The organism is Bradyrhizobium sp. cir1 (assembly GCF_014198245.1).
GTDB lineage: Bacteria > Pseudomonadota > Alphaproteobacteria > Rhizobiales > Xanthobacteraceae > Bradyrhizobium.
Genome location: NZ_JACIHE010000009.1, coordinates 193,600 through 208,706 on the forward strand (window position 1 = coordinate 193,600; position 15,107 = coordinate 208,706).

A 15,107-nucleotide genomic window follows, 5' to 3' on the forward strand; every position below is an offset into this window, starting at 1 on the left:
GGCTTACGCCTTCACCGCTGGCGTGAAATCCTTGCCGACCGAGATCGCGCGTGGATCGATGATGCAGTGGAGGATCGACGGCTTGCCCGAGGCGAGCGCACGCTCGAACGCCGGCGCGAACTCTTCGGTGCGCTCGACGCGCTCGCCATGGCCGCCGAATGCCTTGGCGTACATCGCAAAGTCAGGGTTCTTGAGCTGGGTGCCGACGACGCGGCCGGGATAGTCGCGCTCCTGATGCATGCGGATGGTGCCGTATTGCGAATTGTCCACGACGATGACGACGAGCGGCGCATCATACTGCACGGCGGTCGCGAACTCCTGGCCGTTCATCAGGAAGCAACCGTCGCCGGCGAAGGCGACGACGGTACGATCCGGATATTGGCGCTTCGCCAGCACGCCCGCCGGCACACCGTAACCCATCGAGCCCGAGGTCGGCGCGAGCTGCGACGCAAAGCTATGGAAGCGGTGATGGCGATGGATCCAGCCGGCATAATTGCCGGCGCCGTTGCAGACGATCGCGTCCTTCGGCAGCCGGTCGCGCAGCCAGGTCATGACCTGGCCGTACTGGAACGTGCCCGGCAGCTCGCGTGCCTTCTCGGTCCAGGCGAGATAATCGGCATGGGCCTTGGCCGCCTCGCCCTTCCAGGCAACGGCACCTGAAGGCTTCAGCGTCTCGACGGCGGCGGCGAAAGCGGCGGGCGTCGCCTGGATCGCGAGCGCCGGCTGATAGACGCGGCCGAGTTCTTCGGAGCCCGGGTGCACGTGGATCAGCTTCTGCCGCGGCGTCGGGATGTCGAACAGCGTGTAGGACGAGGACGGCATCTCCGACATGCGGCCGCCGATGAGCAGGATGACATCGGCGTTGTCGCTGCGCGCCTTCAGGCCCGGGCTCGGCCCGATGCCGAGATCGCCGGCATAATGCGAATGATCGGCATCGATCAGCGAGGCCCGGCGGAACGAGGTCGCGACCGGCAGATCGAACCGCTCGGCAAAGCGCGAGATGCTCTTGGCGGCTTCGTCCGTCCAGCGCGAGCCGCCGAGGATAACCAGCGGCGCCTTGGCGCCCGCAAGCATCGCACCGACGCGCTCGATGTCGGAGGGCGCCGGCCAGCTCGCAGCCGGCTCGATGCGCATGGCGTCGGCAACGGCGGCGGTCTCGGTCAGCATGTTCTCCGGCAGAGCGATCACGACGGGACCCGGGCGGCCCTGCATGGCGACGCGGAACGCGCGCGCGACCAGCTCCGGAATGCGGTCGGGACGATCGATCTCGACGGCCCATTTCGCCATGGAGCCGAACACCGCCTTGTAGTCGAGCTCCTGGAACGCCTCGCGCTCGCGCATGCCGGTGTCGACCTGGCCGACGAACAGGATCATCGGCGTCGAATCCTGCATGGCGATGTGGACGCCGTGGCTGGCATTGGTGGCGCCGGGGCCGCGGGTGACGAAGCAGACGCCGGGCCGGCCCGTCAGCTTGCCATAGGCCTCCGCCATCATCGCGGCGCCGCCTTCGGCGCGGCAGATCATGACGTCGATCGGGCTGTCATGCAGCGCGTCGAGCGCCGCGAGATAGCTCTCGCCCGGCACGCAGGTGACGCGCTCGACGCCTTGGGCGACGAGCTGATCGATCAGGATCTGGCCACCGGTGCGGGTATTGCGAATGGTCATGACAGCTCCCTGCAGGCTTTGGCGATGCGCTTTAAGGCCTCGCGCAAGTTTTGTTCCGAGGTGGCGTAGGACAGGCGGACATAAGGTGCAAGGCCGATGCAAACAGTGCAGCCGGCATCGGCATGCATGTCAGCTACGCGCAGCAATTGCGATCACTTCGATGCGGTAGGCGGGATCGGCGAGCTCGACCTTGCCGCAGGCGCGGGTCGGTGCGTTACCCGGCACGACCCAGGCGTCATAGACCGCGTTCATCGCGTCGAAATCGTCCATGGTCCTGAGCCAGACCTGGACGCTGAGCAGGCGCGACTTGTCGGTGCCGGCGCGCGCCAGCATGTCGTCGACCTTGGCCAGTGCCTCTTTTGTCTGCTCGGTGATGTCGGCGGTCTTGGTATCCGCGACCTGGCCGGCGAGGAAGACGAGATCGCCGAACACGGAAGCGCGGCTGCGGCGGGCGTTCTGGTCGATGCGGGTGATGTTAGACATGGGATGTCCTTTCACTTGCCGGTGGCGATGATGCGGCGGCAGTGATCGAGCGCGGCCCCGATAAGGTTGTCGCTCGCCTCCGGCGTGCGGAATGCCGAATGCGCCGACAAGGTCACGTTCGGCAGTTTTGTGAGCGGATGACCGGCTGGCAGCGGCTCGACGGTGAAGACGTCGAGGCCGGCATGCGCGATATGGCCCGAACGCAGCGCGTCCAGCATCGCGTCCTCGTCAACGATGGCGCCGCGCGCAGTGTTGATCAAAATGCTGCCCTTGCGCATCTGCGCGATGCGCTCGCGCGACAGAAAGCCCTTGGTCTCGTCGTTGAGCAGCAGATGCAGCGAGACGACGTGGCTTTCGGCGAGCAACTTCTCCAGCGAGACGAACGCGACGCCGGAATGGCTCTTTGGCGTCCTGTTCCAGGCGATCACCTTCATGCCGCAGCCCGCCGCCATGCGCGCGGCTTCCGCGGCGATGCCGCCGAAGCCGATCAGGCCGAGCGTTTTGCCGGTGAGCTGCATCGCGTCGCGACGCAGCCAGTTGCCTTCGCGCATGCCACGGTCCATCTCGCCGAAATTTCGCGCGGAGGCCCACATCAGCGCGATCGCGCATTCGGCGACCGCGGTGTCGCCATAGCCCTTGATGGTGTGGACGGAGATGCCGCGTTGGCTAAGTTCCTCCGGATTCATGTAGCTGCGCGCGCCGGTTCCGAGGAAGACGACATGCTTGAGCTTGGCGCACGTCCCGGCGATTGCCGTCGGCACCGCCGTATGATCCACGATCATGATCTCGGCATCGCCGAGCAGACCAGGCAGGTCGTCGGGCTTGATGGAGGGGTTGCGGTTGATGCTAACAGGCAGATTGACGGTACCCAGCAGCTTCTCGGTGACCGCGGCCAGCGTGTCGTTGGCATCGACGAAAACAGCCCGCACAGACTTTCTCCTCTCAAATCCCGGCCCCACAAACCGGCGGCATCCGCGCCCGGTCTCACGGGGTTTTCTCTTGTTTTGCCAACGGACTAGGCTCCGACTTGCCCAATCGCTCAAATCGCCGGCAAACTCGCAATACCATATTGCATTATGATCTGAATACAGAAATAGTCCGCGAGCCGGAGCTGTTGATCATTCCCCAGGGGAGCACTGACCATGAACCGCAGGGACGCACTCACCACCGTGGCGCTGGCGGGCGCCGCAATGGCCGCGACCGCTTCGGCCAGGGCCGACACCGCGCCGACCTCCACGCTCGATCGCATCAAGAAGAGTGGCGTGCTGCGCGTCGCCGTCATCGCCGGCCAGGACCCTTATTTCCACAAGGACCTCGCGACCAATCAATGGTCGGGCGCCTGCATCGACATGGCGAACGACATCGCGGCCAAGCTCGGCGCCAAGGTCGAGACGCTGGAATCGACCTGGGGCAACCAGATCCTCGATCTGCAGGCCGACAAGATCGACCTCGCCTTTGCCGTGAACCCGACGCCCGAGCGTTCGCTCGTCATCGACTTCTCGACGCCGATCCTGGTGCACTCCTTCACCGTCATCACCAAGAAGGGCTTTGCCAAGCCACAGACCTGGGCCGAGCTCAACAAGCCCGAGGTCAAGATCGCGGTCGACATCGGCTCGACCCATGAGACCATCGCGCGCCGCTATTGTCCGAAGGCGACCATCCTCGGCTTCAAGACGCGCGACGAGGCGATCCTCGCGGTGTCGACGGGCCGCGCCGACTGCAATGTCTCGCTGGCGGTGCTCTCGATCTTCACGCTGAAGAAGAATCCGACGCTCGGCGAGCTCGCTATCCCGCGGCCGCTCCTGACGCTGCCGACCAATCTCGGCATCCGTGCCGAATCCGATCGTCGCTACAAGGATTTCCTCAGCGCCTGGGCCGACTACAACCGCTCGCTGGGCCAGACCCGCGAATGGCTGCTGAAGGCCTACGAAACCGTCGGCCTCAGCGCCGAGGACATCCCGAGCGAAGTGCAGTTCTGACGGCCGTCCGAAGATGTATGTCCGGGAGTTCGCGGCGCTCAAGCCATATTGGGGCCTGATCCGGCAAGGATTCCTGAGCCGGTTTCACGAGACCCATTGAGAACGCTCGCGCGGCTCCGCGGGCAACCGGCTACAAGCGGACGAGATCGCCCATACTCGTGGCGAACATCACCGGCGCACGCCGGCGGCTCGAAAATGCCGCCGCCGTCAGCGGGCCGCCAAAACATGCGCCGGTGTCCAAATTCAACCGATTGGCCCGCAGATCGGGTCGCCCGGATGTCACTGGCGTGTGCCCGTGCACGACCAGCAACCCGTGATCATCGGCGGATGAGAGGAACGGCTCCCTGATCCAGAGCAAATCCTCTGGCGACTGAAGGGACAGCGGGACACCGGGCCGGATGCCCGCATGGACGAACAGCCGATGCCGGTCCTTGTGCATCAGCGGAAGCTGCCGAAACCATGCCAGGTGTTCTGCAGGCAGATCGCCGGGATCATCGACGCCGTAGCTCTCGAGGGTCTGTTCGCCGCCATTTCCCCACCAGTTCATCAGATCGCGGTCCGAGCGATGCCTGTCTGCGGCGCGGACCAGCATCTCCTCATGATTGCCGCGCAGGCAGATGAAACGACGCTCCTGATCCGCCTGTCGCCGGATCAGGAAATCCACGACCCGGCCGCTATCGGGTCCTCTGTCGATATAATCGCCGACGAAGATGAACCGGGCGTCCTCTTCCGGGCACGCCAAATCGCATACGGCAAGTAGCGTAAGCAGCTCGTCGAAGCACCCGTGAATATCGCCGATGGCGAACGTCAATGAATGCGCCAGATTTCGCTCCACGCGCTAGCGGTTTGATCGGACGTCATACGCAACTGCAAGCAATCGGGCTAACCCGCGAGGCGCTGCAGCAGCGTCCGGAATTCATCGAGCTTGAGCATACACGCATCGTGCATTCCATAACCTGCAAAGCTCGCAGCAAAGAAACGAAGATCAAAATGCTCGGGATCTCTGATGTCGTTCACGATGTTCAAGAGCTTCCTGCTGCGCGGGTTGTGGTTCGCCAGCAGAAAGACCACTTCAGGCCGACCGGACACAATGGCGCGGCCGTATTTCTTGTGCGGCGTGAAATCGACGAGCTCCAGCTTCATCAACTGATCGAATTGATCCTCGATCGTCTTGTTCAGACTTTCACACTTGATCGGATCGGCAAGGATCCCTTCAAGGTCTGCGATGTGCTTCGCGATGCCGGCAGAGCCGTCATAGGATCCCGTGCCGTACTTCATCTCGACAAGGACCGGCTTGCACCGGGACTCGTCCTTGCGCTGGCTGCTTGGCCATTTCAGCCCGACCATATCGAGCCTGGCGCCCTGGTCGCGGTCGGCAAACTCGATGTCCGTGATGAAGTACTCGGTGTCGTTCGATATGACCGACCTGTTGTTCTCCCACGCAGCAAGCTGCTGAAATTCGCGCTCGGATTTGCGCTTGGTCGCAAAATACGAATTCATTGCCTCCTTGAGTTCGGGCAGCGCCTCCACCCACTTGGAACAATCCCCCGCTGCCTGAACGGCGCCGAGAGACGGACCACCGGCCTTATCCTTGAAATAGTTGGTGTCAAACTTCGCGACGTATCCGTTGGCCTGCTCTGAGATGTGCAGAATGCTCCCACCGCGATAGTACACGTTGATGTAGTGACCGCGGAGCGCCAGCATCAGCGTGTCGTCACTTTGAATCTTTCTCGCCAGCTCGGATAGCAGCCCTCCGTCCTGCAGGTCCTTGATGAATTCGTCGGAGATTGCGCTGCCCATTTATATTCCTTTCTGCGGACTTGAAAAGCAGTTGTCTTAGACGTCCCACCACTCGCCGTCCTCGCGGCGCGTGACATTGGCGAAATAGTCGGAGAAACGATCGCCATGAAATGTATGGATGGGCACGAGTCGGTTCGGATTGAGCGCGCTCGCCAGCCGTTTGAGGTCGGTGATGCTGGCGTGCCCCGACGTATGGATGACTTCGAGCCCGACTCCGCGCTCCAGCAGATCGCCCCTGAGCTTCGCACCGGGGCCGGCCTGCAAATATCCGTCCCATTGGGACCAGACCGCCCTCGCGTTGTCCCACAGATTTCCGGTGTCCAGATCGCGTGCCATTGCGGGCCGAAACAGCATGACGGCCTTGTCGCCGATCTCCGCGATATGCTCGCGAAAGATCCGCGCCGACTTGTAGGGTTCGAGAAGGTCGAAGCGCCGGTTCCTGGCGATATGCCGCCGTTGGTATTCCGGGACATAGACGGACAGGTTGGGCCAACCGATATTGGGAAGGTTCGGATTGCCGGTCGCTCTCAGGATCTCCATCGCATAGAGATCAAGCAGAAGCGTTCGCCCGGTCCGCTTGCAGGCGCGGTAGATGCTGACCAGCCGGTCGATGTTCTGTGCCGATGCCGAGATCAGGACGAATCCCGGTTGGCCAAAATTTCCGACCAGCCTGGCTTCGATGACATCCTCGCTTTCGAAACGACCGTGCTCGGTCAAGCGACCGAGGCTCGATCCTTCCATCAGCATGGTGTCGATGCGCCGGGGCGGCTTGCTCACCAACCGCTCGAACAATGCCGCCTTTCGACCGTGAGCACGGACATCGCCGCTATAGAACAAACGACGCCCCGAGGCCTCGATTTCGAGGGCGTAGGCGTCATAGGCCGAATGGTCGACGAGGAAAGGCGTGATGCGGAAGGGACCGATCTGAAGGACAGTCCGGTCACTGAGATACTGCGAGACGCTCGGGACGAAGGCGTTCGGTACGAATGGCGCCGCAGCGCTCAAGATGCGCGCCGTTGCGGCCCCCATGACCACTGGAATCCCCGGCCTGCACATCGGCAGCAATCCCCAATGATCGCCATGCCCATGCGAGATGACGATCGCGTTCAAACCCGGATCTTCGCTGCGAATCCCATCGACGTTCGGCAGCAAGGCGTCCGAGACTTCGGCCGCGTCGAGAGGCAAGCCCAGATCGAGCAGAATTCTTTGGCCCTGCGCCTCCAGTTCGATACAGGACCCGCCAATTTGTTGAGCGCCGCGGTGTATCCGCGCGCGGAAAGCGCCCGACGATTCACTTCGCATCCGGGGGATCCAGAACTTGGCCTAGCGACGTAGCCGGAGATGAAATTGGCTCTCGCCACTGTCCTGCCGAACCGTGCCGTGCCGATCGAGGCCTGGTTCGGGGGAAGCGGGACGGCTGGGTGCGCTCTGCGGTCCAAAATTCATGGCGGCAACAATTCCAGGATTGGGCAATCACCCCACTATATTCAATTGAGGGCCCGAGAAATTGCGCCTTTAGACAAAGAAAAGCACAACGTTGCACTCACGCAACAGTCCGAAGCTTCGAACCGGGCCCTCGGACGAACCTTCGGGCCAGTCGCCGCAGGCGCACGCGCCCACTGGGGCTCAGCCGTTAGGCTACGACCTTCAAGGCTGATTTGGGGTCGTCGGCAATAGCGGGCCTAGGCAGATTTACTTCCCCTTCCGCTGCGCCCAACCCGTCGCAATTGCACTCGCCCAAGTAAGCATTCCCTTGGCCCGCGCCAGTGCTGCCATGGCCGTGGTGTCGTAGGGCACGTAGCGGATCATTGCGGACCAGCCTCCTCCGGCATGCTCCAGAATTGCGTAACACGCGTGTGGCGTGCCGACTTCGACCACGTAGGGAACGGGTACCTTCCCGTCATAGCCGGGCAATCCAACGCTGCCGGGATTGACGACCAGCCGGCCATCCCTCAGACGCACCACTCTTGGAATGTGCGTGTGTGCGCACAGGATGATCTCGGCGTCGATCCCTTCGGCACCCGCCTCAATCAAATCAATCCCGCTCGGACGCGGGCAGCCGTCATCGCCGATGTGGTCGAGCCAGAACGCAGCATCATTCCCCGGCGATCCGTGGCACAGGAACACCCGCTCTCTATATAAGAGCGTGGACGGCATGCTCGCCATCCAATCGAAGTGCTTGCGCTCAAGCTGCTGAAAATCGCTGCGGGCCGAGGCGCCTGCGTGCCAGAGCTCGACGAGAATCCGGTCCTGATCGCCCTGCACCGACGGAAAGCCGCGCTCAATCAACAGGTCCGCGGTTCTCGCTGCTTCGAGCGGTCCGCTGACGTGATCACCAAGGTTCACGACCTCGTCGATACCGAGCGCCGCAATGTCGGCAAGCACGGCTTCAAGCGCCGGACGATTTCCGTGCACATCCGCGATGGCAGCAAATTTCATGTGACCCTCCCCGTTCGAGATGGCCGACGATTCACGCAATGCGGGACGATGCAGGGCTAGCGGTTCTCTTTAGCTGCATTTTTAGAAGCGCCCGCAAGCTGAGGATCAAATCGGCGCTGCAAGGACGCTTATATGACCAGGCTCCGGCAATCAAGCGATCGCCGCGTCCCGCGGCGCGCCGGATTGGGCCAGCAGTTCCGCCCACAGACGGGAACGCACGCCTTCATTGAGAGGCACAATATGGAACGGCTGGCCGAAGATTGCGATCGGCTCCCTGGGCAGCTCGAACCGCGGCCAGGCTTCTGCAACGTCAGGCACACCTGATGTGACGAAGCGCAGCAAGCTCGCTTGAAACCGCGCGGCGACGTCGATATCCGCAGGCGTCATCGGCCCGCCCTTGCGCTTCAGGATCGGGCGATCGATGAAGTCAGGCAGATGTGCCCAGAGACAGGCGTTGTCCGCGCCGTGGGTCGGCCCCTGCGACAGGAACGGCTCCAGCGCCGGGCGATGGTCGAACCGGCTGAGCCACACCGCGCCGCCGGCTGCAGCATGCAGCCGCGCGAGATCGGCCATCGGGCGGTGCCAGAATGCATCCGACAGCAGCGCCTAGTACGGATCCTCGTCGGGACGCGCGGTGGCACGGTAATAGGCCAGCAGACGCTCCCAGCCGGCATCGCCGAAGGCGGCGCGCACCTGGCGCTCGGTGGTGCGGATCATCGCAGCCGGCGGGGTGCTCTTGAGGAACATCGCCATCTCGTCGCGGCACGAGCCGAGCCAGAGCGGAATGTCGCGCAAACTGCCGTCGGCGAAGACATCGCGGGGCTCGCGCGCAATCACGGTGCCGTCGAGCACCGGGCCGAACACGGTGCCCGATTCCGTTTCATCCGCAATCATGCGGCCGACGCGCTCCACTGCGGCGAAGAGCTTTGGCAGCGGCACAGACCTGATCGCGGCTGGATCGCGCGCCAGCTCGAGCTCGTCGAGCACGCGGCGTGCGACCTCGTCGGCATGATCGGCGCTCATGATGGTCCGCCCGGGCGCGCTCAGCGCGAGGGCGCGGATGAACTTGCCCCTCGCCTGCGGCAGGGTTGCGAGCGCAATGACCATGGAGGCGCCGGCCGACTGCCCGGACAGAGTGATGGCGTCCGGATCGCCGCCGAAATTCGCGATGTTGGCATGCACCCAGTCGAGTGCGGCGAGTGTATCCGTGATGGCGAGGTTGTTGGCCTCATCGAGGCCGGGGCGATGCAATTGCAGGAAGCCGAGCGGACCAAGCCGGTAGTTGATGGTGACGATCACCGCCGGACCATGCTTGGCGAGGAAGCCGCCGTCATAATCGGCGCCACCGCCGGTGATGAAGGCGCCGCCGTGAATGAAGACCATCACCGGCAGCGGCCGATCCACCCCCGCCGGCGCCCAGATGTTCAGGCTGAGACAGGCAGTCTCGTCCGCCTGATCGAGATGTCCGGGCTGCGGCGCATAGGCGCCGCAGTCCGTGCATCGGCGCGGCTCCGTCCAAGCAAGCGGCGGTATCGCCCTGGCAAAACGCCGCGCGGTCGCGAACGGCACGCCCTTGAACGTGCGTACGCCGTTTTGCTCGGCGCCGACGACCGGGCCGCTCGTGGTTGAAACTGTGTTGGTCAGCATACGATGATGCCTCGTCTCTCACTCAAGCGCGCCGCTTGCCGAGATCGGCAATGTCGACGGTGTGGGTTTCGCGCGCGGTCGCCGCGGCCGCTGCCGAGATCACACAGCAGCAAGCCACGAAGATCGCGACAGGAATCCAGCCGTTCGGCCCTTCTCCGACGAGGCTCGCGCTCACCAGCGGCGTGAAGCCGGCGGCGAGGAAGCCGAGCTGGGTGCCGATCGCCGTGCCGGAATAGCGCACGCGCGCCTCGAACATCTCCGCGTAGAACGACGGCCAGATCGCGTTCGGCGCGGCATAGACTACCCCGGACAGGATCATCGCAGCGGCGAAGATCGCGATCGCGTTGCCCGACGTCACCAGCATGAAGTACGGGAACAGCAGCACCGCGCAGCCGAGCACGCCGCCGATGAACACCGGCTTGCGGCCGATCCTGTCGGCGAGCAGCGCCCAGAGCGGCTGGGTGATCAGCGCAGTGACATTGCCGAGCACGCCGGCCCACAGCATGGTCGGACGCGCGACGCCGAACTTGGACGTCGCGTAGCCGAGCGCGAACACGGCGGTCATGGTGCTGACGGTCGCGATCAGCGCGCAGACGATGACGCGCAGCACGTCCGGCCAGTAGTCGCGCAGCAGCGCGATCACCGGGAAGCGCGCGACCTGCGCCTTGTCCTTGATGTCCTCGAACACGGGGGTTTCCGGCATAGTCCGCCGCACCAGATAGGCGACGACCAGCACGAAGAAGGAGAGCAGGAACGGAATGCGCCAACCCCAGCTCAAGAGCTGGTTCTCCGGCAGGCTCGACACCGGGATGAACACCAGCGTCGCCAGGATCGCGCCGGCCTGGGTGCCGCTCAGCGTCCAGCTCGTGAAGAAGGCGCGGTTGGAGTTGGCGGAATGCTCCAGCGTCAGCGAGTTCGCCCCACTCTGCTCGCCGGCAGCCGACAGGCCCTGCAACAGGCGCAGCAGCGTCAGGATGATGGGCGCGGCGTTGCCGATCGATTTCGCGTCCGGCAACAGGCCGATCGCGAGTGTCGAGCCGCCCATCAGCACCAGCGTGAACAGCAGCACCGTCTTGCGGCCGATGCGGTCGCCGAAATGACCGAGGATGACTGCGCCGACGGGCCGCGCGATATAGCCGATGCCGAAGCTCAAGAGCGCCAGCAGCGTCGCCGTCGAGGGATCGACATTGGCGAAGAACACCTTTGGGAAGATCAGCGCCGCCGCGGTGCCGTAGATGAAGAAGTCGTAGTATTCGAGCATGCTGCCGACAAAGCTGACGAGCGCGGCGCGCTTGGGCAGCTTGTTTTGCGTGACTTCCGCGCCGGATGACGCATGCAACGATGCGGTTGACGTCAACGTCATGAAATTCCTCCCCATGTGTCCGCCGCGGTGCGCGTCAGGCGGTCGGCCTCGCGCGCGTTCTGTTGTTCTTGTTGCCGCAGCTTTGGTTTGGATCGATAATGTACGAACTAGTACGTTTACGCAATACGCGTTGGATCGATGCCTGAGGGAGCGAAATTTGCCTTCACCTTCAAGGCGATCCATGGAAACTGGCGGGAGAAACAGCAATGCTCGAGCGCATGCCGCCCCCATCGAAGCGCACCAACGACCCCGAGCGCACCAAGCGCGACATCCTCGAGGTGGCGATGGCCGAATTCGCCTCGGAGGGCTATTCCGGCGCCCGCGTCGATGCGATTGCGGCGCGAACCCGCACGTCGAAGCGGATGATCTATTACTATTTCGGCGGCAAGGAGCAGCTCTACCTCGCAGTGCTGGAGGAGGCCTATCGCAGCATCCGCGCGCTGGAGGATCAGCTCGACATCGAAAGCTGCGACGCGCGGGAGGGACTGCGCCGCCTGATCGAGGCGACCTTCGACCATGACGAGCGCAACCCGAACTTCATCCGCCTCGTCTCAATCGAGAACATCCACCACGGCAAGCACCTGAAGCAGAATGTGCAGCTGCGCCAGCTCAACGCCAGCGTGATCGCAACCCTCGACGGCATCTTGAAGCGCGGCCGTGAGGAAGGCGTCTTCCGCGACGACGTCGACGCCATCGACCTGCACCTCGCCATCTCCTCCTACTGCTTCTTCCGCGTCGCCAACCGCCACACCTTCGGCGCCCTGTTCGACCGCGACCTCAGCGAGCCCAAAGTGCTGGCGCGGAGCCGGACGCAGATCGTGGAGATGATCTTGGCGTGGCTGGGGGCGGGGACTTAGCCACCACACACTCGCTGTCATGCCCCGGCTTGACCGGGGCATCCAGTACGCCGCGGCCTATCGAGGAATCATCGCCGTCTCTGGGATACTGGATCGCCCGATCAAGTCGGGCGATGACACCGAGGATGGCGCGACAATCACCCTCACCCACTCCTCTTCTGCCGCGTGCTCGCCAGCAGCACCAGCATGAAGGACGCTGCCGTCATCAGCGTCGAGATCGCGGCGATGGTCGGGTCGATCTCGTCGCGGAGCGCAGTGAACATGCGCTTGGTCAGCGGCTGGTACTGGCCGCCGGAGATGAACAGCGCGACGATGGTCTCGTCCATCGCCGAGATGAAGGCGAAGATGCCGCCCGCCACCACGCTGGACTTGATCTGCGGCAGCGTCACCGCGAAGAAGCTGCGCAGGCGGTTCATGCCGAGGCTGCGCGCGACCATCTCCTGCGCGGGATCAAAGCTCTGCAGACCCGCGAGCACGGAGATGACGACATAAGGCAGGCCCAGCATCACGTTGGCAAGCACGAGCCCGGGCATGGTCGCGACCAGGCCGACCTTGGCATAGACGAAGAAGATGCCGACCGCGGTGATGATGATCGGCACCACCAGCGGCAGCAGCAGCGCCATGTGGATCAGCCGCATGATCCGCAGCTTCGACTGGTTGATGGCATAGGCGGCGGCAACGCCGAGCGGGGTCGCGATCACGACGGTGAGGAGCGCAACCGTCAGCGTCACCCGCGTCGCCTGCATCCAGGCGGGATTTGAGAAATATTGCTGGTACCAGCGCAGCGAGAAGGACGGCGGCGGGAAGGTCAGGAAGCGCGCGCTGGAGAACGAGATCGGGGCGATGATCAGAACGGGGAGGATCAGATAGACCAGCACCAGCGCGCTGACCACGTAGAGGGCAATCCGTGCGGGCGAGGCGCGCATCACTTCTGCCCCAGCACGCGATCGAGCGAGATGAAGCGGCTGACGACGAAGAAGATCGCGAGCACGCCGAGGAGCAGCACGACCGCAACCGCGCTCGCAGCCCCAAACTGGTTGTAGAGCTCGACATTGCGGCTCACCAGCATCGACACCATCACGGTGCGTCCGCCGCCGAGCAGCTCCGGCGTGATGTAGAAGCCGAGGCAGAGCACGAACACCATGGTGCAGCCGGCGAGCACGCCCGGCAGCGACAGCGGCAGGAACACGCGCATGAAGGTCAGCGACGGGCTCGCGCCCAGGCTGGCGCCGGCCTGCATGAGATCGTTCGGGATCTTCTGCATGGTGGCGTAGAGCGGCAGCACCATGAAGGGCAGCAGGATGTGCACGGTCGCAACGACCGTGCCGAACGTGTTGTGGACCAGCGCGAGCGGCTCGGAGATCACGTCAAGGTAGCGCAGGAACTGGTTGATCACGCCGGTGCGCTGGAGCAGCGCCAGCCAGGCATAGGCGCGCACCAGAACGCTGGTCCAGAACGGCAGCACGACCAGCGACAGGATCAGGATGCTCCATCCCTTCGGCACCGAATTGGCGAGATAGGCCACGGGATAGCCGAGCAGCAGCGCGATTCCCGTGACCGCGAGGCTGATCTCGAAGGTCAGCGCGAAGCTGCGCCAGTAGACGTCTTCGGTGAAGACGCGGCGATAGTTCTCCAGCGTGAAGCCGTCATGATAGATCGACTGCCAGGCGAGCCAGCCGACCGGCAGCACGATCAGGGCCAGGATCACCAGCAGCGCCGGCGACACCAATGCCAGCATCAGGCCGTGCTCGCGGCGCTGATGCTTTTGGGACGGATCTGGCACGGATGTCGTCAACGCTGCCTCGCTTACTTTTGCATGAAGGACGCCCAGCGCTTCTCGGCGGCTTCGCCAGCCGGCGAGGACCACCAGGCGTAGGACATCAGCGCTTGCTTCGCCGCATTGGCTGGCTCGCTCGGCAATTGCGCGGCGCGCTCGGGCTTGATCACGCCCGTCTCGAACGCCTTGGGGTTGCCCGGACCATAATCGATGTGCAGCGGCAGATTGGCCTGGTGCACGGGATCGACGGCTTCGTTGAGGAACTTCACCGCGGTTTCCAGGTTCGGCGCGCCCTTGAGGATGCAGAGCGAGGTGCTCTGCAGGATACCCTGGTTGTAGGTGTAGGCGACCTTGGCGCCTTCCTTGGCAACCGCGCTGACGCGGCCGTTCCAGGCCATTTCCATGTCGACCTCGCCGTCGTTGAGCAACTGCGCCGACTGCGCACCCGAGGTCCACCACACCGTGATATGCGGCTTGATCTCCTCCAGCTTCCTAAAGGCGCGGTCGACGTCGAGCGGATAAAGCTTGTCGGGCGCTACGCCGTCTGCCATCAGCGCCGCCTCGAGCGTGGCAATGGGGTGATTGCGCAGCGCGCGGCGACCGGGGAATTTCTTCACATCCCAGAAATCGGCCCAGCTGTTCGGCGCGTCCTTGGGGAAGGTCTTCTGGCTGTAGGCCAGCACGCTGGAATAGAATTCGTAAGACACCGAGTATGGGTTGCGATAGGCCTCCGGCATCGCCGCCGCGTTCGGGATTTTTGAGAAATCGAGCTTCTCGATCAGCCCCTGCTCGCCGCCGCGCAGGCAATAGCCGGTCGGGGTGTCGACGACATCCCAGATCGGCTTGCCGCTGCCGACCTGCGTCTTGATCGCAGGCCAGGCGTCGGGAATGGAGTCCTGGTTGATGGTGATGCCGAGCTTCTTGGCGGAGGGATCGAGGATCGCCACTGTCTGCGCCTGCTGATAGGCGCCGCCCTGCGAGACGAAGGTGATCTGCTCGGCGGCATCGGCCGCGGTGGTCAATCCGACCGCGCCCAACAACGCGCAGCCCAGTCCAAATTTCCGCTTCATCGTCATCCTCACCTCCTCCAAATCAAT

13 protein-coding genes and 1 pseudogene are annotated in these 15,107 nt (G+C 63.8%); 2 read left to right on the plus strand and 12 right to left on the minus strand.

Annotated elements, in window-relative coordinates; genetic code table 11:
• Positions 1-3: 3 nt before the first annotated feature.
• From GGD63_RS20190 to GGD63_RS20200, 3 genes are all read right to left on the minus strand, one after another.
• Positions 4-1,665: a thiamine pyrophosphate-binding protein gene (locus GGD63_RS20190; RefSeq protein ID WP_183244933.1), complete on the minus strand. Its 1,662-nt coding sequence runs from the start codon at positions 1,663-1,665 to the stop codon at positions 4-6.
• 129 nt (positions 1,666-1,794) lie between these two features.
• Positions 1,795-2,148, minus strand: a complete 354-nt coding sequence (locus tag GGD63_RS20195) for a RidA family protein (protein WP_183244934.1) — start codon at positions 2,146-2,148, stop codon at positions 1,795-1,797.
• A gap of 11 nt (positions 2,149-2,159) precedes the next feature.
• Positions 2,160-3,077, minus strand: a complete 918-nt coding sequence (locus tag GGD63_RS20200) for an NAD(P)-dependent oxidoreductase (protein ID WP_183244935.1) — start codon at positions 3,075-3,077, stop codon at positions 2,160-2,162.
• A 213-nt stretch (positions 3,078-3,290) separates the two neighbouring features.
• Between GGD63_RS20200 and GGD63_RS20205 the strand changes: the two genes are divergently transcribed.
• Complete coding sequence (locus tag GGD63_RS20205) at positions 3,291-4,127, plus strand: transporter substrate-binding domain-containing protein (protein ID WP_183244936.1); 837 nt, start codon at positions 3,291-3,293, stop codon at positions 4,125-4,127.
• 130 nt (positions 4,128-4,257) lie between these two features.
• Here the strand turns inward: GGD63_RS20205 and GGD63_RS20210 are convergent, their stop codons facing one another.
• The 6 genes and pseudogenes from GGD63_RS20210 to GGD63_RS20235 form a co-directional block, all read right to left on the minus strand.
• Complete coding sequence (locus tag GGD63_RS20210; RefSeq protein ID WP_246785566.1) at positions 4,258-4,938, minus strand: metallophosphoesterase family protein; 681 nt, start codon at positions 4,936-4,938, stop codon at positions 4,258-4,260.
• Positions 4,939-5,009: 71 nt separating this feature from the next.
• Positions 5,010-5,927 (minus strand): hypothetical protein, encoded by a 918-nt coding sequence (locus tag GGD63_RS20215; protein WP_183244937.1) that lies wholly within the window; start codon positions 5,925-5,927, stop codon positions 5,010-5,012.
• A 36-nt stretch (positions 5,928-5,963) separates the two neighbouring features.
• The gene (locus GGD63_RS20220; protein ID WP_183244938.1) at positions 5,964-7,229 is read right to left on the minus strand and encodes an MBL fold metallo-hydrolase; all 1,266 of its coding nucleotides are present in this window, start codon (positions 7,227-7,229) and stop codon (positions 5,964-5,966) included.
• A gap of 390 nt (positions 7,230-7,619) precedes the next feature.
• On the minus strand, positions 7,620-8,366 hold the full coding sequence (locus GGD63_RS20225) for a metallophosphoesterase (RefSeq protein WP_183244939.1): 747 nt from the start codon (positions 8,364-8,366) through the stop codon (positions 7,620-7,622).
• Positions 8,367-8,516: 150 nt separating this feature from the next.
• Positions 8,517-10,013 (minus strand): annotated as a pseudogene (locus tag GGD63_RS20230) (carboxylesterase/lipase family protein).
• A 22-nt stretch (positions 10,014-10,035) separates the two neighbouring features.
• Entirely contained in the window at positions 10,036-11,376 is a 1,341-nt protein-coding gene (locus tag GGD63_RS20235) for an MFS transporter (RefSeq protein WP_183244940.1), read from the minus strand.
• Positions 11,377-11,582: 206 nt separating this feature from the next.
• On the opposite strand from GGD63_RS20235, the gene GGD63_RS20240 reads away from it, so the two are divergent.
• Positions 11,583-12,233 (plus strand): TetR/AcrR family transcriptional regulator, encoded by a 651-nt coding sequence (locus tag GGD63_RS20240; protein WP_183244941.1) that lies wholly within the window; start codon positions 11,583-11,585, stop codon positions 12,231-12,233.
• Between the two features lie 143 nt (positions 12,234-12,376).
• Here the strand turns inward: GGD63_RS20240 and GGD63_RS20245 are convergent, their stop codons facing one another.
• From GGD63_RS20245 to GGD63_RS20255, 3 genes are all read right to left on the minus strand, one after another.
• On the minus strand, positions 12,377-13,162 hold the full coding sequence (locus tag GGD63_RS20245; protein WP_183244942.1) for an ABC transporter permease: 786 nt from the start codon (positions 13,160-13,162) through the stop codon (positions 12,377-12,379).
• Positions 13,159-13,971 (minus strand): ABC transporter permease, encoded by an 813-nt coding sequence (locus GGD63_RS20250; protein WP_183245006.1) that lies wholly within the window; start codon positions 13,969-13,971, stop codon positions 13,159-13,161. Before GGD63_RS20250 ends, GGD63_RS20245 begins: the two co-directional genes overlap by 4 nt.
• 68 nt (positions 13,972-14,039) lie before the next feature.
• The gene (locus GGD63_RS20255) at positions 14,040-15,086 is read right to left on the minus strand and encodes an ABC transporter substrate-binding protein (RefSeq protein WP_183244943.1); all 1,047 of its coding nucleotides are present in this window, start codon (positions 15,084-15,086) and stop codon (positions 14,040-14,042) included.
• Between the last annotated feature and the right edge of the window lie 21 nt (positions 15,087-15,107).

Excerpts from the sequence above, each read along its gene's own strand:
- GGD63_RS20250 (WP_183245006.1), bottom strand. The coding sequence starts at position 13,971 with ATGCTGGCATTGGTGTCGCCGGCGCTGCTGGTGATCCTGGCCCTGATC.
- GGD63_RS20255 (WP_183244943.1), bottom strand. The coding sequence starts at position 15,086 with ATGACGATGAAGCGGAAATTTGGACTGGGCTGCGCGTTGTTGGGCGCG.
- GGD63_RS20190 (WP_183244933.1), bottom strand. The coding sequence starts at position 1,665 with ATGACCATTCGCAATACCCGCACCGGTGGCCAGATCCTGATCGATCAG.
- GGD63_RS20235 (WP_183244940.1), bottom strand. The coding sequence starts at position 11,376 with ATGACGTTGACGTCAACCGCATCGTTGCATGCGTCATCCGGCGCGGAA.
- GGD63_RS20195 (WP_183244934.1), bottom strand. The coding sequence starts at position 2,148 with ATGTCTAACATCACCCGCATCGACCAGAACGCCCGCCGCAGCCGCGCT.
- GGD63_RS20225 (WP_183244939.1), bottom strand. The coding sequence starts at position 8,366 with ATGAAATTTGCTGCCATCGCGGATGTGCACGGAAATCGTCCGGCGCTT.
- GGD63_RS20220 (WP_183244938.1), bottom strand. The coding sequence starts at position 7,229 with ATGCGAAGTGAATCGTCGGGCGCTTTCCGCGCGCGGATACACCGCGGC.
- GGD63_RS20205 (WP_183244936.1), top strand. The coding sequence starts at position 3,291 with ATGAACCGCAGGGACGCACTCACCACCGTGGCGCTGGCGGGCGCCGCA.
- GGD63_RS20215 (WP_183244937.1), bottom strand. The coding sequence starts at position 5,927 with ATGGGCAGCGCAATCTCCGACGAATTCATCAAGGACCTGCAGGACGGA.
- GGD63_RS20240 (WP_183244941.1), top strand. The coding sequence starts at position 11,583 with ATGCTCGAGCGCATGCCGCCCCCATCGAAGCGCACCAACGACCCCGAG.